22 protein-coding genes are annotated in these 24,809 nt (G+C 64.1%); 10 read left to right on the top strand and 12 right to left on the bottom strand.

Features of this window, described 5'->3' with window-relative positions:
- Positions 1-174: 174 nt before the first annotated feature.
- Positions 175-519, top strand: coding sequence for a cupin domain-containing protein (locus tag ACTHNR_RS19665; RefSeq protein WP_440549335.1), 345 nt, complete (start codon positions 175-177; stop codon positions 517-519).
- 71 nt (positions 520-590) lie between these two features.
- Here the strand turns inward: ACTHNR_RS19665 and ACTHNR_RS19670 are convergent, their stop codons facing one another.
- Entirely contained in the window at positions 591-1,037 is a 447-nt protein-coding gene (locus ACTHNR_RS19670) for a GreA/GreB family elongation factor (protein WP_440549336.1), read from the bottom strand.
- Positions 1,001-1,372, bottom strand: coding sequence for a hypothetical protein (locus ACTHNR_RS19675; protein WP_440549337.1), 372 nt, complete (start codon positions 1,370-1,372; stop codon positions 1,001-1,003). Before ACTHNR_RS19675 ends, ACTHNR_RS19670 begins: the two co-directional genes overlap by 37 nt.
- A 578-nt stretch (positions 1,373-1,950) precedes the next feature.
- Here ACTHNR_RS19675 and ACTHNR_RS19680 point away from each other — a divergent pair.
- Positions 1,951-2,544 (top strand): nucleotidyltransferase domain-containing protein, encoded by a 594-nt coding sequence (locus ACTHNR_RS19680; RefSeq protein ID WP_440549338.1) that lies wholly within the window; start codon positions 1,951-1,953, stop codon positions 2,542-2,544.
- A 109-nt stretch (positions 2,545-2,653) separates the two neighbouring features.
- Positions 2,654-2,956: a hypothetical protein gene (locus tag ACTHNR_RS19685; RefSeq protein ID WP_440549339.1), complete on the top strand. Its 303-nt coding sequence runs from the start codon at positions 2,654-2,656 to the stop codon at positions 2,954-2,956.
- A gap of 51 nt (positions 2,957-3,007) precedes the next feature.
- On the opposite strand, the gene ACTHNR_RS19690 is transcribed toward ACTHNR_RS19685, so the two are convergent.
- The 4 genes from ACTHNR_RS19690 to ACTHNR_RS19705 form a co-directional block, all read right to left on the bottom strand.
- On the bottom strand, positions 3,008-3,508 hold the full coding sequence (locus ACTHNR_RS19690; protein WP_440549340.1) for a DNA-deoxyinosine glycosylase: 501 nt from the start codon (positions 3,506-3,508) through the stop codon (positions 3,008-3,010).
- Positions 3,505-4,215: a chorismate--pyruvate lyase family protein gene (locus ACTHNR_RS19695; protein WP_440549341.1), complete on the bottom strand. Its 711-nt coding sequence runs from the start codon at positions 4,213-4,215 to the stop codon at positions 3,505-3,507. Before ACTHNR_RS19695 ends, ACTHNR_RS19690 begins: the two co-directional genes overlap by 4 nt.
- Positions 4,215-6,107, bottom strand: a complete 1,893-nt coding sequence (gene htpG, locus ACTHNR_RS19700) for a molecular chaperone HtpG (RefSeq protein ID WP_440549342.1) — start codon at positions 6,105-6,107, stop codon at positions 4,215-4,217. Before htpG ends, ACTHNR_RS19695 begins: the two co-directional genes overlap by 1 nt.
- 108 nt (positions 6,108-6,215) lie before the next feature.
- Positions 6,216-7,694 (bottom strand): PLP-dependent aminotransferase family protein, encoded by a 1,479-nt coding sequence (locus tag ACTHNR_RS19705; RefSeq protein ID WP_440549343.1) that lies wholly within the window; start codon positions 7,692-7,694, stop codon positions 6,216-6,218.
- A gap of 176 nt (positions 7,695-7,870) precedes the next feature.
- Here ACTHNR_RS19705 and ACTHNR_RS19710 point away from each other — a divergent pair, with 176 nt between their 5' ends.
- From ACTHNR_RS19710 to ACTHNR_RS19740, 7 genes are all read left to right on the top strand, one after another.
- Positions 7,871-8,587: a VOC family protein gene (locus ACTHNR_RS19710; protein ID WP_440549344.1), complete on the top strand. Its 717-nt coding sequence runs from the start codon at positions 7,871-7,873 to the stop codon at positions 8,585-8,587.
- A gap of 81 nt (positions 8,588-8,668) precedes the next feature.
- Entirely contained in the window at positions 8,669-9,568 is a 900-nt protein-coding gene (locus ACTHNR_RS19715; protein ID WP_440549375.1) for a DMT family transporter, read from the top strand.
- Between the two features lie 90 nt (positions 9,569-9,658).
- Positions 9,659-10,855 (top strand): PLP-dependent aminotransferase family protein, encoded by a 1,197-nt coding sequence (locus ACTHNR_RS19720; protein WP_440549345.1) that lies wholly within the window; start codon positions 9,659-9,661, stop codon positions 10,853-10,855.
- A 63-nt stretch (positions 10,856-10,918) separates the two neighbouring features.
- The gene (locus tag ACTHNR_RS19725) at positions 10,919-11,383 is read left to right on the top strand and encodes a RidA family protein (RefSeq protein ID WP_440549346.1); all 465 of its coding nucleotides are present in this window, start codon (positions 10,919-10,921) and stop codon (positions 11,381-11,383) included.
- A gap of 13 nt (positions 11,384-11,396) precedes the next feature.
- Positions 11,397-12,281 (top strand): PhzF family phenazine biosynthesis protein, encoded by an 885-nt coding sequence (locus ACTHNR_RS19730; protein WP_440549347.1) that lies wholly within the window; start codon positions 11,397-11,399, stop codon positions 12,279-12,281.
- A gap of 364 nt (positions 12,282-12,645) precedes the next feature.
- Positions 12,646-14,997 carry a bifunctional diguanylate cyclase/phosphodiesterase gene (locus ACTHNR_RS19735; protein ID WP_440549348.1) on the top strand — a complete coding sequence of 784 codons (2,352 nt, stop codon included), beginning with the start codon at positions 12,646-12,648 and terminating at the stop codon, positions 14,995-14,997.
- Between the two features lie 66 nt (positions 14,998-15,063).
- Positions 15,064-16,332: a chromate transporter gene (locus ACTHNR_RS19740; RefSeq protein ID WP_440549349.1), complete on the top strand. Its 1,269-nt coding sequence runs from the start codon at positions 15,064-15,066 to the stop codon at positions 16,330-16,332.
- A 14-nt stretch (positions 16,333-16,346) separates the two neighbouring features.
- Here the strand turns inward: ACTHNR_RS19740 and ACTHNR_RS19745 are convergent, their stop codons facing one another.
- From ACTHNR_RS19745 to ACTHNR_RS19770, 6 genes are all read right to left on the bottom strand, one after another.
- The gene (locus ACTHNR_RS19745; protein WP_440549350.1) at positions 16,347-16,880 is read right to left on the bottom strand and encodes a chromate transporter; all 534 of its coding nucleotides are present in this window, start codon (positions 16,878-16,880) and stop codon (positions 16,347-16,349) included.
- On the bottom strand, positions 16,862-17,449 hold the full coding sequence (locus ACTHNR_RS19750) for a chromate transporter (protein WP_440549351.1): 588 nt from the start codon (positions 17,447-17,449) through the stop codon (positions 16,862-16,864). The genes ACTHNR_RS19745 and ACTHNR_RS19750 overlap by 19 nt, the downstream gene beginning before the upstream one ends.
- Positions 17,450-17,624: 175 nt before the next feature.
- The gene (locus tag ACTHNR_RS19755; protein WP_440549352.1) at positions 17,625-18,089 is read right to left on the bottom strand and encodes a DUF4149 domain-containing protein; all 465 of its coding nucleotides are present in this window, start codon (positions 18,087-18,089) and stop codon (positions 17,625-17,627) included.
- Between the two features lie 75 nt (positions 18,090-18,164).
- Positions 18,165-20,480 carry a DNA topoisomerase IV subunit A gene (gene parC, locus ACTHNR_RS19760; protein WP_440549353.1) on the bottom strand — a complete coding sequence of 772 codons (2,316 nt, stop codon included), beginning with the start codon at positions 20,478-20,480 and terminating at the stop codon, positions 18,165-18,167.
- A 57-nt stretch (positions 20,481-20,537) separates the two neighbouring features.
- On the bottom strand, positions 20,538-22,523 hold the full coding sequence (locus tag ACTHNR_RS19765; protein WP_440549354.1) for a DNA topoisomerase IV subunit B: 1,986 nt from the start codon (positions 22,521-22,523) through the stop codon (positions 20,538-20,540).
- Between the two features lie 317 nt (positions 22,524-22,840).
- Positions 22,841-24,778 carry an ATP-binding cassette domain-containing protein gene (locus tag ACTHNR_RS19770; RefSeq protein ID WP_440549355.1) on the bottom strand — a complete coding sequence of 646 codons (1,938 nt, stop codon included), beginning with the start codon at positions 24,776-24,778 and terminating at the stop codon, positions 22,841-22,843.
- Positions 24,779-24,809: the final 31 nt, after the last annotated feature.

Consider the following 24,809-nt stretch of genomic DNA (forward strand, 5'->3'; position numbering starts at 1 on the left):
CGCGCGGCAGACACGATGACATGTCGACCGGACAAGGCTGGGAAGGCTCTCGCAACACGGCCGCTTTCGGCATAGGTGTCCCATGGTGATGCCGTTTTTGTTCTATCAGCGGATTCCGGGGGCTGATTAAATCACTGGCACCCCCCGGTTTCTATTAGATCGTTTGGAGCTGAAATGTCCGACTTCATCACCGTTTTGCGCGAAACCTGCCCGACCCCGGTCGTTGACGCCACCAAGTGGAAGCGCATCGGCGGCGACCCGCACACCGTCAACCTCAACGCTTACGTTTCCAAAGACGGCAGCAAAATCATGGGCACCTGGATTTGCACCCCGGGCAAGTTCGAGGTGAATTACGAGAAATGGGAGTTCTGCCACTTTCTCGACGGGTACTGCATCATCACCCCGGAAGGCGAGCCGGCCGTGCACCTGAAGGCCGGGGACGTGTTCGTCATCGAACCCGGCATGAAGGGCACTTGGGAAGTGGTGGAGACGGTTCGCAAGTACTTTGTCTTCGCGTGAAAAACGGTTGGCTGCTCGATGGTTGCAACTGACTGGCTACCACCTCGCGAGCGAGGTAGTAGCCCACGGCGTCACTGCGCCAGATGGCGACGCTCCGGTTGCAGCAGGATCGCTTTGATCACGTAACGGATCTGCACGCCGCTCGGTGGTCGGCACGTCACGGTCTGGCTACATCGCGCACCCAAAAGCGAAATGCCGGCAGGCGACAGGACGGACAGACGCCCCATCAAGTAGTCGGCCCTATCGGGATATACCAGCGTCCATTGATAGGTGTTGGCGCTGTCGACAACTGTGCACTCAATGGTCGTGTTCATCGTGACAACGTCAGGAGGAATCTGCTCAGAGCCGACGAGTAGCGCGGTACTTTCGAGCATTTCCACCATCGCTCGCTGCTGCGGTGTCGCCGTCGGCAAATGAACACACGCCTTCAGTTGAACCAAGTCGCTTTCGGACACGATGCGCTCGGTTTCCACATGTGTCCTTACTTCCATGGAAGATTGAATTTGGGCGAGCAGCATGATTGCCTCCGGCAAGAATACAGATTGCAGATGTCCGAGCAATGGCTGTCATCCCATATATCCAGCCAGGACTCGTCGAAAAAGATTAGCCGTGTGGCCGTGCCAGAACGATGCGCTTCCCGGACGGCATTCCGGTTGACAAACGCACCGGGACGCTCCTCGGCAAAGACGACTTGCATCAGCGGCGCGAAGCGCTGGGCGACTTCAGCAAAGCTCGCGTGAGTGGAAGGCTTCGCGGCGCCGAGCCAGTAAAGCAGCGCTGCGGTTGGGTTGGCCGGATCGCGCAGAATGAAGCGCAGAACCCGCGTGACCGGCAGCGCGGTATGCATTTGCATGACTGAGACCTCTTGAGTTGCGCCAGCAGCGTCAGTCAGCCCCGCCGCATTTCAAGCGCGGCAAAGCCGCACATCAGCAGCGCAACGGGGATCCTGTTGGACGCGACACACGAGCGCGCGCACTCGTGTGCGCGATGTCTGCCTCGCTCGCCGTCAGGAGAGGCGCGGCAGCATGTCGTCGTGGGTCGGCCAGGTCTGGTAGGGGGCCCGGCTCTTCGCTGCTATGCGAAGAACCGGGCAAAAGGAAGTGCTGACTTATCCGCGGGAACAGCGCGGCTCCGTGTGCGTTTCGCAGTCACCGGGTTTTGAAGCCAACAGGTGTCCCTTTCGAACAGGCTCCGAAAATGGAAACACGCAAGGACAGGAGGATTCGGGACGAAATGCACGGCTATGACCTCAAACGGGCCGCTCGACGAACAACCTCGAATGTAGACAGCCTCATTAAAGCTTGATTGTAAGAAACTTGCAAGCTTCTGGGTGGCGAACGGACGGTTGCGAGCCGGTTCGCTGTCGGTAATTGGACCAGGCGATACCATAACCGTGCTAAATTCTAGCTTGATCATGCTAAAATCTAGCACATGACAAAGCTCGGCGACGCCCTCTTCTCCAGCGCACAGCAACCCATCCTGGCATGCCTGTTTGGGCGGCCCGCACAATGGTTTCACGTCCAAGAGTTGATTCGGTTGACCAATCTCGGTAGCGCCAGCGTCCAACGCGAGTTAAATCGTCTCGAAAAGGGCGGTCTCATCGAAACGCGACGCATTGCAAACCTCAAACAGGTGCGCGCCTACGAAGGCAGTCCCATTTTCGATGAGCTACGTCTAATTATTCTCAAGACCTTCGGGGTCGTTGAGGTTCTCCGCGAAGCGCTGTCACCGCTTAGTTCCGACATCAAGCTCGCCTTTGTGTACGGATCGGTGGCTCACGGCAGTGATCGCGCCAGCAGCGATATCGACGTCATGTTGATCAGCGAAACCCTCAGCTATGGACAAATCATGGCCGCACTCGGGTCGGCTGAAAAGCAGTTAGGCCGCACAGTGCAGGTTACTCAGTACACTCTCGATGAATTCCTGGAGCGAAAGCGCACGCATCACCCCTTCGTTGCCGACGTGTTGCGGCAGCCGAAGCTGATGGTCATAGGTACAAAGGATGACATCGACGATATTGGATAACCTGATACGCATTGGAAAACTGAAACCCTTCCCGGCGAACCGCAGCGAGTTTATGCATTTGCTTGGCCTCGCCCGAACCTTGCTCGGCACGGTCACGGCTAGCGGAACAATGGCTACGGAGAGCCAGTTCGTTCTCGCTTACGATGCAGCGCACGCGGCGTCACGCGCCGCCTTGCGCGCTCACGGCTACAGAAGCGACGATCGGTACCTCGTCTTTCAGTGTCTTGAACACACCGTCGGCTGGCCGACTGAAAAATGGCGCGTACTCGACACCTGTCACCGCAGACGCAATGCGGCCGAATACGAAGGCAATATCGATCTTCCCGCGCGTCTGACTGCGGAGTTGGTTCGGCTCACGGCCGAACTCATCGATGCTGTATCCGGTCTCGACATTCTGCTGCCGTCTGCCTGAGGCTTTCAGAGCGGAACACCCCGGAGTGGCGGGGGGCAAATTCGGTCGACACTACTCCACCAGCCACTTCCGCAACGCCTCCCACGCCCTCAACTTCTCGGCATAAGGCACGGCCGCATAAGCTGGGCTGCTCGAAGGCAGCTTGACGAGATCAAGCGACATGCGGCTTTCGGCCAACAGCTGCATGCCGATCTTCGCCGCCGTGCCTCCGTTGAACGCTACCGCGACAAGATTCGGCAACGCGGCCACCAACGCCGCAAGGTCGTTCGTCGCATGATCGCGAATGCGGCTATCGAGACTGCCCTCACGTTTGGCTTTCGCGATCACATCCCACAGTCCCACGCGATGATCGAGCAGCGCCTTCAATCGCGCCTCGTACGCCATCTCGGGCAACGCCACACCGATCACATCCCCAATCAAACGCCAAAACCGATTTTGCGGATGCGCGTAGTACTGGCTTTGCGCAAGCGACGCCTCTCCAGGCAAACTGCCGAGCACGAGCACGCGCGTGCGCTCGTCCACAACCGGCGCGAATGAATGTTTGAACGTCACGACGATGAAGCCGCCCGCGGCGGCAACGGCGCTCTGCTCGGCGCCGACCCGGCATGCGAAGGGCGCGCGAGACGTCCGCCTCTGTCGTGGCCGGTGGCAGACGGCGCCGCGCCGCTCGGCAGTCGTTCGCCCGCGCTTTCCCGTCCCTCTAGATGCGCCCACAGCGCGGGCAGCATGCACTCCGTCACCATGAGGGGCGCGCCGTGCCGTACGAACACCGATCGCCGCGCAAGCAACTGATGGGGGGCCCTTCCGGCGATCTGCCGGCGCGCCAGCGCGGCCAACGGGTGCCGCACGGCAAGGCGCGTACTGACCAGCACCGAACGCGATACCGTGCTGTCCGCGTAAAGCAATTCGGCAAGCGGACGCGTGGACAGCCGCCGCATCGACTGCCAAACGCCGCGGCTCGCCGCGAGCGGCGCGATGCTATGCGCGGCGACGAACGGCACGCCGTTCACCTCGAGCACGACCTCACGCACCCACACCCGCGTGCGCGACCGGACGCGCAGCGCGGCGCACTCGTCCGGCCAGGCAAGATCGACGGCTTCGCGCGTCACACGCACCCGCACGTCGCCGAGCGTGCGCAAGTGCGCCGTCAGCGACCCGCCGCGCGTGAGCCAGTCCTTTTGATCGAACGTCGACACCGGACGCTGCGCCGCGCGCCAGCCGCAGCCCGCGGCGTCGTAACGCAGACGCGCGGCGTGCATCACCGCGCGAGCAGCAGCGCGTTCGTGCGTTTGACGAAGCTCGCCGGATCTTCGAGCGTGCCGCCCTCCGCCAGCATCGCCTGATCGAACAACAAGTGACACCAATCGCCGAAATCACCGTGATCCGGAGCGAGCGCCTTCACAAGCGCGTGCTCGGGGTTGATTTCGAGAATCGGCCTCACTTCCGGCGCCTTCTGCCCCGCTGCCTTCAGCATCCGTTGCAGGTAGCCCGTCATCTCGCCGTCATCGGCCACGAGGCACGACGGCGAATCGGTCAGGCGGAACGTCAAACGTACATCCTTCGCCTTGTCCTTGAGCACCTCCTTCATCTGCTCGACGAGCGGCTTCATCGTTTCGCCGATGGCCTCGTGCGCTTTCTTCTCTTCGTCGTTGAACGCGTCGAGGTCGAGATCGCCGCGCGCCACGCTCGCAAGCGGCTTGCCGTCGAATTCGGTGAAGTACGCAAGCGCCCACTCGTCGACGCGATCGGTCAGCAGCAGCACTTCGATGCCCTTCTTGCGGAACACTTCGAGATGCGGGCTGTTCTTCGCCGCTTGCCACGTATCGGCGGTCACGTAATAGATCTTCGTCTGCTCGGGCTTCATGCGGGCGACGTAGTCCGCAAGCGACACGGTCTGCTCGTCCGAATCGGTATGCGTCGAGGCGAAGCGCGCGAGCTTGCCGATGCGCTCGCGATTCGAAAAGTCCTCGCCGAGCCCTTCCTTGAAGACCTGCCCGAACTCTTTCCAGAATGTCCGGTACTTCTCCTTGCCTTCGTCGGTCTCGGCGGATGCGAGCTCTTCGAGCATCGACAACACGCGCTTGGTCACGCCCTCGCGGATCGCCTTGACGTCGCGGCTTTCCTGCAGGATTTCACGCGACACGTTCAGCGGCAAATCCGCCGAGTCGACGACGCCTTTCACGAAACGCAGGTACGAGGGCAACAGTTGCTCGGCGTCGTCCATGATGAAGACGCGCTTCACGTAAAGCTTCAGGCCGCCGCGATGCTCGCGGTTCCACAGGTCGAACGGCGCACGCGCCGGCACGTAGAGCAGCTGCGTGTACTCGCTGCGGCCTTCGACGCGGTTGTGCGTCCATGCGAGCGGGTCTTGCTCGTCGTGGGCAAGATGGTGATAAAACTGCTTGTACTGCTCGTCGTCGATCTCGCTCTTCGATCGCGTCCACAGCGCGCTCGCCTGGTTGACGGTTTCGTCCTCGTCTTGAACGACCATCTCGCTCTTTTCCGCGTCCCACTCCTCTTTCTTCATGAGAATCGGCAGCGCGACATGATCGGAGTACTTGCGAATGATCGACTTCAGCCGATACGCGGACAGCAGCTCGTCCTCCTCCGCACGCAGGTGCAGCGTGATCGTCGTGCCGCGTTGCGCGCGTTCGATCGTCTCCACGGAGAAGTCGCCCTCGCCCGCGCTGATCCAGCGCACGCCTTCGGCCGCCGGCACCCCGGCACGGCGCGACTCCACGGTGATCTTGTCGGCGACGATGAAGCCCGAGTAGAAGCCCACGCCGAATTGTCCGATCAGTGCGGCGTCTTTCTGCTGGTCGCCCGAAAGCTGCGAAAAGAATTCCTTCGTGCCCGAGCGGGCGATCGTGCCCAAATGCGAGACGGCTTCGTCACGGCTCATGCCGATACCGTTGTCGTCGATCGTGATCGTGCGTGCTTCTTTGTCGAACGACACGCGAATGCGCAAGTTCGGATCGTTTTCGTAGAGTTCGCTCTTGGCGATCGCTTCGAAGCGCAGCTTGTCGGCGGCATCGGAGGCGTTCGAGATCAGCTCGCGCAGGAAGATTTCCTTGTTGCTGTAGAGCGAATGAATCATCAGTTGCAGAAGTTGCTTGACCTCTGCCTGAAAGCTCATGGTCTCTTGTGCCATGGTCCTAAGTTCCTCGTTGCGTTCGTGATTGACGAAAATTGACGAAAATGCGCTCAATGGCACGCGCCCCGGCGGCCCTGAACCATCGGCGCGGCGCGCAGCGGGGCCTCAATTGGGGGCCGCCGCGGGGGTTTTCAAGGGGCGCGGGGCGCGATGCGGCCCTTGCACGTAGTCGGTCAGGAAGCCGGGCAGCGCGGGATCCCCACAGTTTGCGACGTTGAAACGCATCCAAGTGGTGGGGGACTGGTGCGGGGAGAACAAGCTTCCGGGGGCCAGCAAGAACCCGGCCTCCTGTCCGGCAGCCGCCAGGGCGTCCGCGTCGACGCCCGTATCGGCCCATAGGAACATGCCCGCCGCCGGCATCGAGAACAGCGAAAAACCCGTGTGCTCCAGCATGCGAGCGCACTTGTCGCGCACGCCGTCGAGTCTCGCCCGAAGACGCTCGACGTGCCGCCGATAATGCCCTTCGGTCAAGATCTTGTAGAGCACGCGTTCGTTGAGCTCGGGCGTCGTCATGCCGATCAGCACCTTTTGATCGGCGATCGACTGGGCGACATCGTGCGCGCATGCGACGAAGCCCACGCGCAGGTTCGCCGTCAGCGTCTTCGAAAAACTCCCCAGGTAGATCACGCGCCCGAGCTGATCGAGGCTCGCGAGCCGCGTCACGGGGTAGTTCGGCGGACAGAGATCGCCGTAGATATCGTCCTCGACGACGATGAAGTCGTACTCTTCGGCCAAGCGCAGTATCCGGAACGCCTGAGCCGGCGACAGCGAGGTGCCCGTCGGGTTGTGCAGCACCGAATTGATGACGAACATTTTCGGCCGCCAAGTCTTGACGAGCGACTCGAGCGCGTCGAGATCCGGGCCGTGCGGCGTATACGGCACGCCGACGAGCCGCGCGCCTTGCGCCGCGAAGCGGCCGAACATCAGGAACCAAGCCGGATCGCCGACGATCACGGCGTCGCCGGGCTGCACATAAAGGCGCGCGATCAGGTCGATCGCCTGCGTCACGCCCGATACGAGGACGATCTGCTCGGGGGCGGCGCCAATTTCAAACTCCTCGAGACGCGTCTGCAGTTGATGGCGCAACGGCAGAAAACCCTGCGCGGTACCGGTGCCGAGCCATTGGCCGCCGCTTTGCCGGCCCAGTGTGCGCAAGGCGCTCGAGACGAGCTCGCCGTCCAGCCAGCGGCTCGGCAGGTAGCCGAGACCCGGGCCTTTTTCCGGCGCGCCGGCATGCAGCGTATTGCGCAACAGCCAAGTCACGTCGATCGAACGGTTGGCAGCGGCCACGGCAGGAGGCCGCTGCCCATCGCCCGGTGTGCTCGCCGCGCGTTCCCGCACGTAGAAGCCCGAGCCGCGCCGAGAATCGAGGTAACCCTGGGCAACGAGCCGCTCGTACGCCTCCACGACCGTGAAGCGCGAGACCCCCTTGTCTTGGGCGAGCTTGCGGATCGAGGGCATGCGCATGCCGGGCCGGAATACGCGCTCCTCGATGCGGCGGCGCGCCCATTGCACGAGCTGCTCGACGAGCGTCAGCTGCGACGCACCGTGGGGGGCGGGAATGAGATCAAGCGCAGTGGACATGGCAAAGGCGTCTGGAAACGAACTGTACCGAATAGTATCGCGCCGATTGTACCGTTACTGTGCCGGCCCACGCGATTAAAGTGGACCCTTGCCGCCAAGCGTTCGCGCGCCGGCATCGTATCAACCAACGTCCGCTGCGCCCCCGCCGCACGACTCGCCGCATTCGCAGATCCACAATGACAACAGCCTCCGCGCTCGAACTCGATCATCTCGTCGTCGCCGCACGCTCATTGGAAGAAGGCGAGCGGTTCGTCTCCGACGCGCTCGGCGTCGAATCCGCCCCCGGCGGCACGCACGTCGCCATGGGCACGCACAATCGCCTCGTCGCCTTCTGGGGCGGCGCGTATCTCGAAATTATCGCCATCGACCCGCAAGCCGAGCGCGAGCGCACCGCGAACGCCGCCGGCGCCGGCGCGGCGGCGCCTCGCCCGCGTTGGTTTGCGCTGGACGATTCGGCCATGCGCGAGCGGCTCGAGCGCGGTCCCTACCTCGCGCACTGGGCGGTGCGGGTGCTCCGTCCGAAGGACCTCGGCCGTTGGCAAAGTCAGTATCCGTCGCGTATCGCGCCGGTCATACCGATGGCGCGCGGGGAGTTGACCTGGCGCCTGACGGTGCCCGAGAACGGTTCGTTTCCGAGTTGGGACGGCGCCGGCGAGGGCGTCGTGCCCACGCTGATTCAATGGGACACGTCGGCACATCCGAGCACGCGCCTGCCCGCAACCGGCCTGGCTCTCAAACGCCTCAAGGCGAGCCACCCGCGCGCCGACGACATTCGCGCCCATCTGCGATGGCTCGGCGCCGAGCATTTGATCGAACTAGAAACAGCGACGGACGGCGCCCCACTGCTCATGGCCGAAATCGAAACGCCGTCGGGCGTTCGCACGCTCGCATAGATCGGCCCGGATGCATCCGGCGCCCACCGCCCAACCCGCACTAGGAGTCATGGAGTGACGAAGTCGCGTGAAACGCAAGGCATGCTGCTCGGTCTCGTCGGCGTGATCATCTTCAGCTTGACGCTGCCGATGACACGCATCGTCGTGCAGGAATTCCATCCGCTGTTGAACGGTCTCGGCCGCGCACTGGCGGCCTCCGTCCCCGCCGCGCTCCTGCTCGCCTGGCGCCGGGAGCGTTGGCCCAACCGCGCTCAAATCAAAGGGCTGGCCGTGACGGCGCTAGGCGTCATCGTCGCGTTCCCGGTGTTTTCGGCGTGGGCCATGAAATCGGTTCCCGCCTCTCACGGGGCGCTCGTCAACGGCCTACAACCGTTGTTCGTCGCGATCTACGCGGCCTGGCTCTCGCGCGAGCGGCCTTCGCCCGCGTTTTGGGCAAGCGCGGCGGTCGGTAGCGCGCTCGTCGTCGCCTATGCGCTGCACGCGGGGGGCGGCGCGCTGCAGGCGGGCGATCTGCTCATGCTCGCCGCGGTCGTCGTCGGTGCGCTCGGCTACGCCGAAGGCGCCCGTCTCGCGCGCGAACTCGGCGGGTGGCAGGTGATCTGCTGGGCGCTCGTGCTGGCCGCGCCGTTTCTCGTCGTGCCGGTGGGCTGGCTCGGGTGGCAACAGCACCTGCAGCACCCGGGGCCCGTCGCGCTGCGCACGTGGCTCGCGTTCGGCTACGTTGCGCTGTTCTCCCAATTCATTGGTTTTTTTGCGTGGTATGCCGGGCTCGCGATGGGCGGAACCGCTCGAGTAGGACAAGTTCAGCTATTGCAGATATTCTTCACGATCGCGTTCGCCGCGCTGTTTTTCGGGGAAGCCGTCGCACCGTCCACCTGGTTTTTTGCCGCCGCCGTCATTGCCACGGTGGTGCTCGGGCGCAAGGCCGCCGTTCGCACTGCCGTCACGCCGACGCGCGCAACGGGACGACTCGCGCGATAATCGCGCTTCTCGTCTCGAAACATTACCCGTGTTTCGGTATCGACGACGGACCCCCAACTCAACCACCATCGAGGATTAAGGAGACGTTTCATGGATCACAGCGATCTGCCGCACACCAACTGGCGCATTTCCGAGCGCGCACGCAAACTCACGAGCTCCGCCATCCGCGAGATCCTGAAAGTCACCGAACGTCCCGAAGTCATTTCGTTCGCCGGCGGCTTGCCCTCACCCGTCACGTTCCCGGTCGAGCGCATGCGCGAAGCGTGCGAGCGCGTGATCCGCGACGCCCCGGCCGCCGCGTTCCAGTACAGCGCGACCGAAGGCTACCTGCCGCTGCGCGAATGGATCGCCGCGCGCTACTCGAAAAACGGCGTCACGATTCGCCCCACGCAGGTCCTCGTCACCACGGGCTCGCAGCAAGCCCTCGATCTGCTCGGCAAGGTCCTGATCGACCCGGCCAGCCCCGTGCTCGTCGAAACCCCGACCTACCTGGGCGCGCTGCAGTCGTTCTCGATGTACGAAGCGCACTACGTGCAAGTGCCGACCGATGAGAACGGGCTCATCCCCGAAGGCTTGACGCCCGCGCTGACCGAGGGCGCCCGCCTGCTCTACGCGCAGCCGAACTTCCAGAACCCGACGGGGCGCCGCTTGCCGCTCGAACGCCGCCGAGCCCTCGCGCAATTCGCGCTGACGAGCCCGTTCCCCGTGATCGAGGACGATCCGTACGGCGCGCTCGACTATGCCGGCGCCCCGCTGCCGACCCTGTTGTCGATGGCGCCGGATCACATCGTGCACTGCGGCTCGTTCTCGAAGGTGCTCGCCCCCGGTCTGCGGCTCGGCTACATCATCGCGCCCGAGGAGCTGCACTTCAAACTGGTCCAGGCAAAGCAAGCCACCGATCTGCATACGCCGAGCTTCACGCAGCGCATCGTCCACGAGGTCGTGAAAGACGGCTTCCTCGACGAACATGTGCCGACGATCCGCGCGCTGTATCGCGATCAGTGCGAAGCGATGCTTGCATCGCTCGAGCGGCACATGCCCGAGGGCGTCACGTGGAATCGGCCGGAAGGCGGCATGTTCGTGTGGGCCAACCTGCCTAAGCACATCGACACGATGCAGTTGCTCGAGGCGGCCGTCGCCGAGAACGTCGCGTTCGTGCCCGGCGCGCCGTTCTACGCCCACGACGCCGACCACAGCGCGTTGCGCCTGTCGTTCGTCACGGTGCCGCCTGCGCGCATCGACGAAGGCGTCGCGCGCTTGGCGCAGCTCATTCGCGCACGCCTGTAACGCAAGCGCGCCGCCGATTCGCTCTGCCTCTACACTTACCCCTTTTTCGTTCAAGGAATCGACATGGCAAATACCAACGTCTACGACAAACTCAAGGAACTGGGCATCGAACTGCCCCAAGCCGCCACGCCGGCCGCGGCCTACGTGATGTGCGCGCAGACGGGCAACACGGTCTTCGTGTCGGGCCACACCGCGAAGAAGGACGGCAAGCCGTGGGTCGGCAAGCTCGGCGCGAACATGACGACCGACGAAGGCAAGGTCGCGGCCCGTTCGGTCGCGATCGATCTGCTCGCCTCGCTGCATGCTCATACGGGCGATCTGAACCGCGTCAAGCGCATCGTCAAAGTGATGAGCCTCGTGAATTCGACGCTCGAGTTCACCGAGCAGCATCTCGTGACGAACGGCGCGTCGGAACTCTTCGGCGAAATTTTCGGCGATGCGGGCAAGCACGCGCGCTCCGCATTCGGCGTGGCGCAAATTCCGACGGGCTCGTGCGTCGAGATCGAGCTCATCGCGGAAGTGGCGTAAGCGGAGTTCATCGATGAGCGCGCGCCCCGTCCGCTTCAAGCAGGTCGACGTGTTTTCCCAAGTGCCGTTCAAGGGCAATGCGTTGGCCGTCGTCTTCGACGCCGACAGCTTGACGGACGACGAGATGCAGGCGATCGCCCGGTGGACGAATCTATCTGAGACGTCCTTCATTTGCCGGCCGACCGACGCAAACGCGGACTATCGCGTGCGGATCTTCACACCGGCGTACGAATTGCCGTTCGCGGGTCATCCGACGCTCGGCACGGCGCACGCGCTCATCGAGAGCGGCCATCGGCCGCGTCGCCCCGGGCAACTGATTCAGCAATGCGGCGTCGGCCTGGTCGAGGTGGCCATGCGCGACGACGGCTCCTTGGCCTTCGCCGCGCCGCCAGCTCGCATCGAACCGGTCGACGCGAGCTTGCTGCCTGCGCTGAAAGCCGCGCTTCGCAGCGATGAGATCGATTTCAACGTCCTGCCGCCGTATTGCGTCGACAACGGCGCGCCATGGCTTGCGATCGGCGTCGATTCGCCGCGGACGTGCTTATCGATCGCGCCCGATCCTGCCGCTATTTCGCAGATAGTGCGGAAATTGGGCATGACCGGTCTTGCATTTTATGCATTGCATGCGCCGGACGGCCCTGCCACGCTAGAGGTGCGCTGCATCGTCGTCGATAGCGTGTTCGAGATTTACGAAGATCCGGTTACCGGTAGCGCCAATGCGGCTATCGCATGTTTGCTCGCGGCCCGCGAGCGCCAACCGGGTCAACGCTATACCGTGCGCCAAGGCACGGCCATAGGGCGTGAAGGCCGAGTGGCCGTCGATTATGCCGACGACGGCCGGGTTTGGATCGGCGGCCACTCGACAACGATCATCGACGGCGCCGCTCGCCTCGCCTAAGGCACAGGGGCCCCTTCGCCTCGCGCGGGGACGTCGCACGGCCTCGCACCTCGCATTTCTTGCTCGCGCTTTCCCCGCCTTTTCTCACCACTTGGAATACCCATTCGGTCTACTAGGCCATCTTGGGATCGCCGCTTGCATGCCGATCGACGCCTGAAGGCGCATCGCCGGGGACCGGGCGGCCAAGCCGCACGGGCGGCTGCGACGTTTATGGCGCAAAATGCGAATGCCATTGCCGAAATCGTGCCTGACGCGACAAACGTTTACCCGATAAACGGACGCTATCTTAATTTTTATCCATTCAGTAATATCCTCGATGAGGAACGTCTGCGGTATGCGAAGCCTTTCATAACTCACTGCTCCGATGAATTTCGCCCGGCTTCATTCTACGAGGGACACGCGCACGAAGACCGGTGCTGCGGGCTCACGCCGTCGCGCGCTGATCGCGATCCCGGCGCTGGGCGTGCTCGTGCTTGCGCTGCTGTGGACGGTGATTTCGGCGCGGCTGTCGGTCGAGCGCGATTCGACCTACCGGGAAGCGACCGCGTCGGCCGCGATTCTCTCGTCGGCGCTCGAGCAGCACACCGTCAAGGCCATTCACCAAGTCGATCAGATCACCCGCTTCGTCAAGTACGAGTTCGAGAAGAGCCCCGAGCACTTCGATCTGGCCAGCACGGTGGAAAAAGGCGTCGTGCAAAGCGACACGCTCGTGCAGGTGGCGATCATCAACGAGCACGGCATTCTGGTGGCGAGCACGGCCGAAACCAATCCTACGCCGATCGACCTTTCCGACCGGGAGCACTTCAAGGTTCACGAGCACGAGAACGACGACCAGCTCTATATCAGCAAGCCTGTGCTCGGGCGCGTGTCGCACCAGTGGACGCTGCAGATGACGCGCCGCCTGAACCACGCCGACGGCTCGTTCGCGGGCGTGGTGGTGGTTTCCGAAGATCCGGGCTACTTCACGAGCGACTTCTACAACAACGCGGCGATCGGCAAGGATGGCGTGATCGCCGTGATTGCCGACAACGGCTCGGTTCTCGCCCGCCGCACAGGTCTGGCGCGCGATCCGGCAGGCCGGTTTTCGGCCAGCGGCACCTACCCGATTTCCGAACATGTGTCGGGCACGATGGTCGACCCGATCGACCACGTCAAGCGCATCGTTTCGTATCGGCACATCGACGGCTATCCGATGGGCGTGCTCGTCGGGCTCTCCGAAGCCGAAGAGTTCGCCGACTACAACCATACGCGCAACGTCTATCTGCTGATGGCGAGCTTCATTTCGCTCGCGATGCTCGGTTTCTTCGCCGTCGCGACGGGCCTCATCGGCAAGTTGCTGGGCCGCGAGCGCGAGATGACGCACCTCGTCGAGTACGATTTGCTCACGGGCCTGCGCAATCGTTACGCCACGTTGCAAAGCCTGCGGCAAGACGTGGGCGATCCGAGCAACGTCGGGCGGCTCGCGATTCTTTTCATCGATCTCGACAACTTCAAGACTGTCAACGATACGCTCGGGCACAACGCCGGCGACATCGTGCTGCAGATGACCGCCTCTCGCCTGGCCGATGCTGTCGGCGCAGCCGGTGTGCTCTCGCGCATCGGCGGCGACGAATTCGTCGTCGTGCTCAAGGGCGGGGACGTCGAGCGGCAAGCCGTGCAGCTCGCCGAGAGCGTGCGCGAGATCTTCGAGCACCCGTTCGACGTGCGCGGCACGTCGTTCGTGCTGCATGCGAGCATCGGCATCGCGCTGTATTCGGTTGGAAGCGAAAGCGAGATCGATCTGCTCAAGAAGGCCGACCTTGCGATGTACAGCGCCAAGGACGCCGGCAAGAACTGCTATCAGTTCTACTCGCCTCATCTGTCGCATCGCGCCGATCACCTGATGCAGTGGGAGCAGCAACTTCGCGTCGCGCTCGCCGAAAACCAGCTGTTCCTCGTCTACCAGCCGAAGATCGATCTCGCACGGCGCTGCGTCACGGGTTTCGAAGCGCTTGCACGCTGGAACCATCCGCAGCAAGGCGTCATTTCGGCGAGCGAGTTCATACCGGTGGCCGAATCGACGGGCCTCATCGTTCCGATCGGCGACTTCGTCATTCAAACGGCCTGCCGGCAACTCGCGCAATGGCAGCGCGACGGGTACGAGACGCTCTCGCTGGCCGTGAACATTTCGGCGGTGCAGTTCTGGCGCGGCGATCTTTATGAAACGATTTCACGCGCGATCGAGGAAACGGGCATCGCGGCGAACCGGCTCGAGCTCGAGATCACCGAAACCGCGATGATGGAGTACCCCGAACTCGTTTCGGAGAAGATCGTCGCCCTGAAGCGGCTCGGCGTCAGCATTGCGCTCGACGACTTCGGCACCGGCTATTCGTCGCTGTCGTATCTGAACCGCTTCTCGGTCGACACGCTGAAGGTCGATCGTTCGTTCGTGCAGGCCATCCCCGCCGACCGCAGCGTCTGCGTGATGGTCTCGGCAATCGTCAATCTGGCGCGCTCGCTCGGGCTGACCGTCGTGGTCGAAGGCACCGAAACGGAAGAGCAGATCGCATGGCTGTCGGCGCTGGGGAACATCCAAGCCCAAGGCTTCCTGTTCTCGCGCCCCGTGCCCGCGGACGGCATCCGAGGCGTCTTGGATCGCTTCGGCGTGTGCGACGCGCAAGAGCCTTTCGGCGCGTACGGCAAGAACCAAAAGAATACGACCAAACAATCGGCATAGCAGCGCCGCAAAAGAGCGCCGGCAGACGACGATCGGCGCGAGAGAGAGAAGACGAGGACCGATCCGATGAGCGATGCAAGCACGCAGAGGAGACCCGCCGCGCGCGCCGTGCCCACCGCCCCCAGCAGCGACGAAACGAAGGCGCAGCGCGCCCCCGCGAGCGAGACAGAACCCGAACCGCTGTGGACGCTGTTCAGAGTCGTGTTCGCGCTTTCGGCCCTTTCATGGGGCGGGTTGGCGCTGATGGCGCAACTCGAGCTGCACTACGTCGAGCGCGAGCGGCGCTTCACGCAGATCCAATACTCCGATTTCGTCGCGCTGGCCTGGATGATCCCGGGGGCGGTCGGCTGCAATGTCGCCGTGCAGGTGGGCTACGCGCTGCGCGGACGAATCGGCGCGTGCATCGCGGGCCTCGCGAGCGTGCTGCCGTTCTTTTGCACGATGACCGCCATGGCGACGTTCTACAACGAGCCGTTCATTCGAACGCTCGCGGCCCCCGGCCTGCTCGATCATTTCGCCGTGGTGCTCGCGGCGCTCATCGGCATCACCTGGTACCGACAAACGCGCGTGCTCGTACGTGCGCCGCTCGAATGGGCCGCAGCCATCCTTGCGTGCATCGTACTCCTGACGATACGCGGCACCGCGGCATTCGTGCTTCTGCTGGCCGGATCGTTCGCACTCGGCTGGATCGCGAGCCGGGCGCGCGGCGGGAAACTCGACATCTCGCTCCGATCTGCGGACAAGCTCCTGGTGCTCGCTCTCGTTGCGCTGATCGCGCTGTTCGCCACGCCGCTGCCGCCCGAGTATGCCGCGCGTTTGATTTGGCCACGTCTCGCGGGGGCCGGCATTACCTTGTTCGGCGGCGGGTTTTCCGCCCTGCCCGTGCTCAAGGCGCTGTTCGAGACGCCCGAACTCGGGGTCAGCGCTCGGGAGTTCACGCTCGCGTTCGCGTTGTCGCCGGTCTCGCCGGGTCCGTTACTGAACGTCGTGCCGTTTCTCGGATATCTCGTGCAAGGCTGGCTCGGCGCCGTGGTGGCGACATGCGCTCTGTTCATCCCGTCAGGGATGCTCATCGTATTCGCGCGCCGACACTTGCATCGGCTCGAAGCACACACGCGCTTCGAGCATGGCATGCGTGTGCTGCGCGCATCGACTACGGCTTTCCTGCTCACGGCCGTCGTGCACGTCGGCGAGCATGTGCCGCCTCGGCCCGCCTACCTGGTTACCGCCGCGTTCGCACTCGTGTGCCTCGCGCGATTCAAGATGCCTGTGTACGCCGTCTATGCAGCGGTCGCGGTGGTTTTCGGCGCCGCCCACCTGCTCGGGTATCGGTAACGAACGAGGCTCGCCTACGCGTAGCCGAGCGCGCCGATCAGAGCGCCGGCGCCGATCAGCCAAAGCGGATTGAGCCGCGTGCGCAACCCCACCGCGACCGTTGCGATCGTCAACGCGATCGTAGCGGCGGAATGATCGGCGCCCCGCGCGAGCGTGGCGCCCGTCGCCATCAGCAGACCGATCGTGACGGGCGCGAGCGCGCGGCGAATGACGGTCATCCAGCGCGTGTCGCGATGAGCCCCCGTAAAGTGCTCGAACGCAAGCGCGAACAGCGACGATGGACCGCACATCGCCAGCGTCGATACGAGCGCGCCCGCCAGCCCCGCGACCTGCCAGCCGAACAGCGCAACGAACAGTACGTTCGGACCGGGCGACGCTTGCGAGATCGCGAACAGCGCAGCGAACGTCGTATCGTCGATCCAATGATGCTGCTCGACGAGAAAGCGATGCATCTCCGGAATGACGGCGGTCGCGCCTCCGAAGGAGACGGCGGAGACGAGGGCGAAATGCCACGCGAGTTCGACGAGCATCATCGGTGCGCCCTCCATTCGACCGCCAACGCGGACGGGATCAGCGCAAGCATCGCCCATCCGAGCGGCAGATGAACGATGCCGACGACCGTCAGCGACAATAGCCCGAACACGAGCGCGCGCACGGTGCGCGGCTGGCTTTGCGCAAGCTTGATCCCCGTCATCAGCACGAGACCCGCCGCGACCGCGGCCATGCCGCGCAGCGCCCCTTGCACGCCCGCCAGCGCTCCGAAGCGGTGATAAAGCGCACCGAGCAGCAGCACGATGGCGAACGGCGCCGACATCAGCCCCATGGCCGCGGCAACCGAGCCGCGCCAGCCGCAGTATCGGTAGCCGACGATGACGGCGATGTTGCAGATGTTCGGCCCCGGAAGGATTTGGCCGATAGCGAGCAGTTCGGCGAATTCGCGATCGTCGATCCAGCGGCGCCGCTCGACCAGCATGCGGCGCGCCCACGGCATCACACCGCCGAAACCGTAGAGGCTCATTTCGCCGAACGTGCGCAGTAGCTGCGCCGGCGTGATGCACGCGTCCGCGGCCGCTTGCGCGTGCTCGGTCGTGCCCGCGGGCGATTCGGGTGGAACCATCGTCATCGTCCGACAACCCGTAAAGGCCGCAGTATCTCGCAAACAGCTTGCAAACGCCTTCACCGAAACAATCGGTAAACGGTGCGCGTGCGCATCGACGATAACGGCGATGGCGGCCCGAACGGCCGCCAAGGTCATCAAGATCGCCGATCTGTCGAGCCGCGGTGGCCGCGGCTCAGAACCCCCGAGACAGTACAGCCGCCGCGATCGTTACGAAGCCGAGCAAGAGATTCACAAGGACGAGGCGACGCATCGTATCCACGGCGCGCGCGCCGTCGGGCCAGCGCTGCGCCTGCACCGCGCGACGGATGCGGGGAAAGACGGCGAAACGCACATGCCCGTATATCAGCATCATCACGACGCCGAGCGCCGCCATCAAATGGATTTGCCAAGGGGCGTGCGAGCCGCCGAAGCGCGACATCAAGAAACCGCCCGATATCAAGAGCACGATCACCGCGGCGCCGATCCAATTGAAAAAGCGCGAAAACACCGCTTCGATGAGCGGCAAGCGAAGCTGCGGCGAGACGTCGGCAAGCGCGGGGCGCAGACAGAAATGCGCGAACACCATACCGCCGATCCAAACGGCGACAGCGGCCAGGTGCGCGAACAAGGCGATGTCGATGGCGATCGACAGGGACATGGGACTCTCCAAGAGCGGTCGTAATATCGGCCGACACGCGCCTCGGCAATGCGCGGGCCGGCCGAGGCTTCGGCATCAATCGAGCGCGGGCCGCAATGCCGCGATTTTCAAACGGGTGTCGGGGGCGCGTCCGCGCCGGGCGCGCTTGCCGACGTGCGCGGCCAGCGCCGCGCCGGCGAGCTTCTCCTCTTGCGGCTTGCCGCCCCGTCCGGTGCCGAGCAAGACGACGCCGGCCGGGCCGATCGCCAACGCTTGAGCGAGTTTTTCGCCGTCGTCGAGGCCCATCAAAATGATGCCGCGGCCGCCGGCGGACAACGTCTTCATCTCGTCGAGCCCGAACACGGCCAAGCGGCCGGTGCTCGACAAACAAGCGACCTGCGCCGCCTGCGGCAGCACCGGCATCGGCGCCAGGGGCTGCGCCCCTTCGTCGATGGTCATGAACGATTTGCCGGCCTTGACGCGGCTCACCATGTCGCCCACACGGGCGATGAACCCGTAGCCGTTGCTGGAGGCAAGCAGCAATGGCTGCTCGGCGCTCGCGGCGAAGTAATGCATGAGATGGGTGCCCGGCTCGAGTTCGATGAGCGACGTCACGGGTACGCCGTCGCCACGTCCGCCCGGCAACGTCGATACCGGCACCGAGTACACGCGTCCCTTGCTGCCCCAGGCGATCAATACGTCAGGCGTGCGGCACTGGAACGCAGCATACAGGCTGTCGCCGTCCTTGAACGTAAAGCCGGCGACATCGAGCCCATGCCCCTTCAGGGCACGCACCCAGCCGCGCTGCGAAACGACCACCGTCACGGGCTCGTCGACGACGCGCGCCTCGAACGTGGCGCGCTTTTCCTGCTGGATCAGCGTGCGGCGCTCGTCACCGTATTGCTTGGCGTCGGTTTCGATTTCCTTGACGATCTGCCGCTTCATCGCCGATTCGTTCGCGAGCAGCTCTTCCAGCTTCGTCTTTTCCTCGCGCAGCGCGTCGAGCTCCTTCTCGATCTTGATCTTTTCGAGACGAGCGAGCTGCCGCAGCCGGATTTCGAGAATGTCGTCGGCTTGGCGTTCGCTGAGTCCGAATGCGCTCATGAGCGCGGCCTTCGGCTCGTCCGACTCGCGGATGATACGGATGACCTCGTCGATATTCAGGAAGACGATCATCCGGCCTTCGAGGATATGGATGCGGTCGTCGACCTTCGTCAGCCGATGGCGAGTACGGCGCGTGACCGTCGCGAAACGGAAGCCGATCCATTCGTGCAGGATGTCGAGCAAGCCCTTCTGCCGCGGCCGCCCGTCGGCGCCGATCATGACGAGGTTGAGCGCCGCGTTCGATTCGAGGCTCGTATGCGCCAGCAGCGAGTTGACGAACTCCGTTTGATCGATGCGGCTCGACTTGGGCTCGAACACCAGGCGCACGGGCGCGTCCTTGCCCGACTCGTCGCGCACGGCGTCGAGCAGCGCCAGCATCGTCTGCTTGGTCTGCAGTTGCTCCGGCGTCAACGATTTCTTGCCGAGTTTGATCTTGGGGTTCGTCAGCTCCTCGATTTCCTCGAGGACCTTCTGGCCCGAGGTATTGGGCGGCAGTTCGTTGACGACGAGTTGCCACTGGCCTCGCGCGAGGTCTTCGATCTTCCAGCGCGCACGCACTTTCAGACTGCCGCGCCCCGTCTCGTAGGCCGCGGCGATTTCAGCCGCGCTCGAGATGATCTGCCCGCCGCCTGGAAAATCGGGACCGGGCACCAAGTCCATCAACTCTGCGTGCGTCGTCTTCGGGTGGCGGATCAGCTGCACGGCGGCAGCCGCTACTTCACGCAGATTGTGCGACGGGATTTCCGTCGCCAAGCCCACCGCGATACCCGATGCGCCGTTGAGCAACAAGAATGGCAAACGCGCCGGCAAGAGTTTCGGCTCTTGGAACGAGCCGTCGTAGTTCGGTGCGAAATCGACGGTGCCTTCGTCGATCTCATCGAGCAGCAGCCTGGAGATCGGCGTCAAACGCGCTTCGGTGTAACGCATGGCCGCCGCGCCATCGCCGTCGCGCGAGCCGAAATTGCCCTGACCGTCGATGAGCGGATAGCGCATCGAAAAATCTTGCGCGAGGCGAACAAGCGCATCGTAGGCCGATTGATCGCCGTGCGGATGGTATTTACCGAGCACGTCGCCGACGACGCGCGCCGATTTCACCGGCTTGGCGTCGGCGTTAAGGCCCATCTCGCTCATCGCGAACAAGATGCGGCGCTGCACGGGCTTTTGTCCGTCGCTGACATCGGGCAGCGCCCGCCCCTTGACGACGCTCACCGCGTAGTCGAGATAGGCGCGCTCGGCGTAGTGGCCGAGCGTCAGCGCGTCGCCGTCGGGCGCGGCGGCAGGTGCGAACAGATCGTCTTGTTGATCCATCGAAAATTATGTCCGTATTCAGGAGACCAGGGTTGAAGCGCGTGCGTCGCGCTCGCCTCAGATGTCGGCTTCCACTTCGTTGCCTTTCTCTTCGAGCCAGCTGCGGCGCGCGGCCGCTTCGCCCTTGCCCATCAGCATCGTCATGCGCGAGACGGTGCCTTCGTATTCCAGTTCCCCAAGCTCGACGGGCATGAGCCGCCGCGTGTCGGGGTTCATCGTCGTATCCCAGAGCTGCTCGGCGCTCATTTCGCCGAGCCCCTTGAAGCGACTGATCGACCACTGCGTTTCGCGCACGCCGTCCTTGCGCAGCTTGTCGAGCGTCGCTTCGAGCTCGCCTTCGTCGAGCGCGTAGAGCTTTTGCGCCGGCTTCTTGCCGCGGGCCGGCGCATCGACGCGAAAGAGCGGCGGGCGCGCGACATGGACGTGGCCGCGTTCGATCAACTGCGGGAAGTGCTTGAAGAACAACGTGAGCAGCAGCACTTGAATGTGCGCGCCGTCGACGTCGGCGTCCGACAGAATGCAGATCTTGCCGTAACGCAAGTTCGAGAGATCGACCGTGTCGTCCGGGTTGTGCGGATCGACGCCGATCGCCACCGAGATATCGTGCACCTCGTTGTTCGCGAACAAGCGATCGCGCTCGGTCTCCCACGTGTTGAGCACCTTGCCGCGCAGCGGCAGGATCGCTTGGAACTCCTTGTCGCGGCCCATCTTCGCCGAGCCGCCCGCCGAATCGCCTTCCACGAGGAAAAGCTCATTGCGCGAGATGTCCGTCGATTCGCAATCGGTCAGCTTACCCGGCAACACCGCCACGCCCGAGCTCTTGCGCTTCTCGACCTTCTGTCCGGCCCGCGTGCGCGCCTGCGCCTGCTTGATGACCAGTTCGGCGAGCTTCTTGCCGTGCTCGACGTGCTGGTTGAGCCAGAGTTCGAGCGCCGGACGCGCGAACGACGAGACGAGCTTCACCGCGTCGCGGCTGTTCAACCGCTCCTTGATTTGCCCTTGGAACTGCGGATCGAGCACCTTCGCCGACAGCACGAACGACACACGCGCGAAAACGTCCTCGGCCAGCAGCTTGACGCCCTTGGGCTGCAGATTGTGCAATTCGACGAAGCTCTTGACCGCTTGAAACAAGCCGTCGCGCAGGCCCGATTCGTGCGTACCGCCCGCGGGCGTCGGAATGAGGTTGACGTAGGATTCGCGCATGAGCGGGCCTTCCTCGCTCCATGCGACGACCCAGGCCGCGCCTTCGCCTTCGGTGAAGGCTTCCTCGTTCGTGCGTGCGCTATCGGCATAACGCTCGCCCTCGAACAGCGGAATCAAAAGCTCGCCGCCGGCCATGCCCTCGAGCAAGTAGCCCCGCAGGCCGTCGTCGTATTTCCAGCTTTGGCGCTCGCCGGTTTTTTCGTTGACGAGCACGACCTCGACGCCGGGCAGCAAGACCGCTTTCGAGCGCAAGAGCCGTTGCAGTTCGCCGAGCGGCAGATTCGCCGAATCGAAGTACTTAGGGTCGGGCAACGCGGTCACGCGCGTGCCGGAGCGCTTCTCGCCCCTTTCGGCGGAACGTACCGCCAGCGGCCGTACGACGTCGCCGTGCGCGAAGCCGATCTGGGCCACCTTGCCCTCGCGCCAGACCGTCACGTCGAGCCGCGACGCCAATGCGTTCGTGACCGACACGCCGACGCCGTGCAGACCGCCCGAGAACGTATAAGCGCCGCCGGCGGCCTTGTCGAACTTGCCGCCCGCATGCAAACGCGTGAAGACGATCTCGACGACCGGGACGCCTTCGTCGGGATGCAAGCCGAACGGGATGCCTCGACCGTCGTCGTCGACCGAAACCGACTGATCGGCGTGCAACGTGACGGTGATCTGCCGACCATGCCCGCCGAGCGCCTCGTCCGACGCGTTATCGATGACTTCTTGGATGATGTGCAGCGGATTTTCGGTGCGCGTGTACATGCCCGGCCGCTGCTTGACCGGCTCGAGCCCTTTGAGCACCTTGATCGACGCCTCGCTGTATGCGGCGCTTGGCTTTTTCGTGGACATGGTCTCGTGTAGGTCGTTGTCCACAGCGCATGTGGATATCTGCGTGGACAAAGCGTTGAAAGTTCAAAAAAAGCGAATCGAAACAACGGGAGCGGCCAGCGTGCCCGCAAAGCGGGCGCCACGGGCGCCGCTCACCGGCTGCCCTCATCGCAGGCCGCCCTATCGCGGGCCGCCCTATCGCGGGCCGCCTGATCGCGGCGTATTTTACTGGTTTCGTTTCACACGGCAATTCGGCGGAACGGCCATCGGCCGAGCGGCCGACCGCCCTCGGCGCCCGCGTACGTCCGGGGCGGCCCGGCGCGCAGCGGTTGCGCGCCCTATTTCCGCTTGGCGTCGAGCGCCTCCCAGCGCTCCAACGCCTCGAGCAGTTCGTCGTCGATCGCCGCGTAGCGTTCCGTCAGCCGGGCCCCTTCTTTCGCGTCGCGCGCGAAAATGGAGCCGTCCTCGAGCTGCGCGCCGATCGCCTTTTGCTCCGCTTCGAGCGCCGCGATTGTGTCGGGCAGCGCCTCGAGTTCGCGCTGCTCCTTGAACGAAAGCTTGACCGTGCGCTGGGCGTTGCGCCCCGCGGCGCTCTCTTTCGGCACAGCCTCGCGCGGCGCGGCCTTGGGCGCGTTCTTGGCTGCAGCCTCCTGCGAAAGCCGCTGTGCGCGCTCGCTCTGAGTTTGCCAGTCGGTGAAACCGCCGACGTACTCGCGCCATTGCCCCGCGCCTTCGAAGGCGATCACCGACGTGACGACGTTGTCGAGAAACGCGCGGTCGTGGCTGACGAGCAGCACCGTGCCGTCGTACTCGGCCAGCAATTCCTCGAGCAGCTCGAGGGTGGGGATGTCGAGATCGTTCGTGGGCTCGTCGAGCACCAGCACGTTCGCAGGCCGCGCGAACAATCGCGCGAGCAACAGCCGATTGCGCTCGCCGCCCGAGAGCGACTTCACGGGCGAGCGCGCTCGCTCGGGCGCGAACAGGAAATCGCCCAGGTAGCTCATGACGTGCTTGCGCGTACCGTTCACCTCGATCCAGTCGCTGCCGGGGCTGATCGTATCGGCCAGGCTTTTTTCCGGATCGAGCTGAGCGCGCATCTGATCGAAGTACGCCACCTGCAAATTCGTGCCGACGCGCACCGACCCTTCATCGGGTGCGATCTCGCCCAGAATGAGCTTGAGCAGCGTCGTCTTGCCCGCCCCGTTCGGCCCGATGAAGCCGATTTTGTCGCCGCGCATGACCGTCGTGGAAACACGGTCGACGATCGTCCGATCGCCATAGCGCTTCGTGACGTCGGTCAGCTCGGCGACGATCTTGCCCGATCGCTCGCCTTGCCCGACGTCGAGCTTCACGTTGCCTTGCACGTTGCGGCGCTCGGCGCGTTGCTCCCGCATTTCGACGAGGCGGGCAATACGCCCGACGCTTCGAGTGCGGCGTGCTTCCACGCCCTTGCGGATCCATACCTCTTCTTGCGCGAGCAGCTTGTCGAATTTTTCGTTTTCGACGCGCTCCACTTCGAGCTGCTGGGCCTTTCGCGTTTGATACGCCGAAAAGTTGCCCGGGTAGGAGAGCAAGCGGCCGCGGTCGAGCTCGACGATGCGCGTGGCGACGCGGTCGAGAAACGCCCGGTCGTGGGTAATGAACAGCAAGCCCGCGCGCGAGCCGACGAGCAGATCCTCGAGCCAGCGAATGCCGTCGAAATCGAGATGGTTCGTGGGCTCGTCGAGCAGCAGCACGTCCGGATCGACCACCAGGGCCTGCGCGAGGGCGACGCGCTTTTGCATCCCGCCGGAAAGCGCGCCGACCCGCGCGTCGCCGTCCAGGTTCAACTGCGCGAGGGTGGTCGCGACGCGCGTGCGCCAATTCCAAGCGCCGGCGGTATCGAGCGCCGACTGTAGCGTGTTCATGCGCGCGAGCAGGGCGTCGTGTTCGGCGCCTTCGGGCGTGGCCGCGAGCGCGTGGGCAACGGCGTCGTATTCGTCCAACGACGCACGCACCTGCGCGAGACCGCCCGCTACGGCGTCGAACACGGAAGCGTCGGCCTCGAATTCGGGCTCCTGCGGAACGTAGACGGTGGAGAGATCTTGTTGTCGCGTAACAAGCCCGTCGTCGGGCTGCATGAGCCCGGCGACGATTTTGAGCAACGACGACTTGCCCGCGCCGTTGCGTCCGATGAGCCCGACGCGTTCGCCGGCCTCCAGCGAAAAATCGGCATGGTCGAGCAGCGCGACGTGGCCGAACGCGAGCTGAGCGTCGACGATGGAGTAAAGCGACATAGGGGGAACGCGCCTGCGAAATTCGAAACGT

Origin of the sequence: Trinickia sp., from assembly GCF_051954495.1 — a bacterium.
GTDB lineage: Bacteria > Pseudomonadota > Gammaproteobacteria > Burkholderiales > Burkholderiaceae > Trinickia.

Coding starts and splice junctions, on each gene's coding strand:
- ACTHNR_RS19665 (WP_440549335.1), top strand. CDS start 175: ATGTCCGACTTCATCACCGTTTTGCGCGAAACCTGCCCGACCCCGGTC.
- ACTHNR_RS19670 (WP_440549336.1), bottom strand. CDS start 1,037: ATGCTGCTCGCCCAAATTCAATCTTCCATGGAAGTAAGGACACATGTG.
- ACTHNR_RS19675 (WP_440549337.1), bottom strand. CDS start 1,372: ATGCAAATGCATACCGCGCTGCCGGTCACGCGGGTTCTGCGCTTCATT.
- ACTHNR_RS19680 (WP_440549338.1), top strand. CDS start 1,951: ATGACAAAGCTCGGCGACGCCCTCTTCTCCAGCGCACAGCAACCCATC.
- ACTHNR_RS19685 (WP_440549339.1), top strand. CDS start 2,654: ATGGCTACGGAGAGCCAGTTCGTTCTCGCTTACGATGCAGCGCACGCG.
- ACTHNR_RS19695 (WP_440549341.1), bottom strand. CDS start 4,215: ATGCACGCCGCGCGTCTGCGTTACGACGCCGCGGGCTGCGGCTGGCGC.
- htpG (WP_440549342.1), bottom strand. CDS start 6,107: ATGGCACAAGAGACCATGAGCTTTCAGGCAGAGGTCAAGCAACTTCTG.
- ACTHNR_RS19705 (WP_440549343.1), bottom strand. CDS start 7,694: ATGTCCACTGCGCTTGATCTCATTCCCGCCCCCCACGGTGCGTCGCAG.
- ACTHNR_RS19710 (WP_440549344.1), top strand. CDS start 7,871: ATGACAACAGCCTCCGCGCTCGAACTCGATCATCTCGTCGTCGCCGCA.
- ACTHNR_RS19715 (WP_440549375.1), top strand. CDS start 8,669: ATGCTGCTCGGTCTCGTCGGCGTGATCATCTTCAGCTTGACGCTGCCG.
- ACTHNR_RS19720 (WP_440549345.1), top strand. CDS start 9,659: ATGGATCACAGCGATCTGCCGCACACCAACTGGCGCATTTCCGAGCGC.
- ACTHNR_RS19725 (WP_440549346.1), top strand. CDS start 10,919: ATGGCAAATACCAACGTCTACGACAAACTCAAGGAACTGGGCATCGAA.
- ACTHNR_RS19730 (WP_440549347.1), top strand. CDS start 11,397: ATGAGCGCGCGCCCCGTCCGCTTCAAGCAGGTCGACGTGTTTTCCCAA.
- ACTHNR_RS19735 (WP_440549348.1), top strand. CDS start 12,646: ATGAATTTCGCCCGGCTTCATTCTACGAGGGACACGCGCACGAAGACC.
- ACTHNR_RS19740 (WP_440549349.1), top strand. CDS start 15,064: ATGAGCGATGCAAGCACGCAGAGGAGACCCGCCGCGCGCGCCGTGCCC.
- ACTHNR_RS19745 (WP_440549350.1), bottom strand. CDS start 16,880: ATGGAGGGCGCACCGATGATGCTCGTCGAACTCGCGTGGCATTTCGCC.
- ACTHNR_RS19750 (WP_440549351.1), bottom strand. CDS start 17,449: ATGGTTCCACCCGAATCGCCCGCGGGCACGACCGAGCACGCGCAAGCG.
- ACTHNR_RS19755 (WP_440549352.1), bottom strand. CDS start 18,089: ATGTCCCTGTCGATCGCCATCGACATCGCCTTGTTCGCGCACCTGGCC.
- parC (WP_440549353.1), bottom strand. CDS start 20,480: ATGGATCAACAAGACGATCTGTTCGCACCTGCCGCCGCGCCCGACGGC.
- ACTHNR_RS19765 (WP_440549354.1), bottom strand. CDS start 22,523: ATGTCCACGAAAAAGCCAAGCGCCGCATACAGCGAGGCGTCGATCAAG.
- ACTHNR_RS19770 (WP_440549355.1), bottom strand. CDS start 24,778: ATGTCGCTTTACTCCATCGTCGACGCTCAGCTCGCGTTCGGCCACGTC.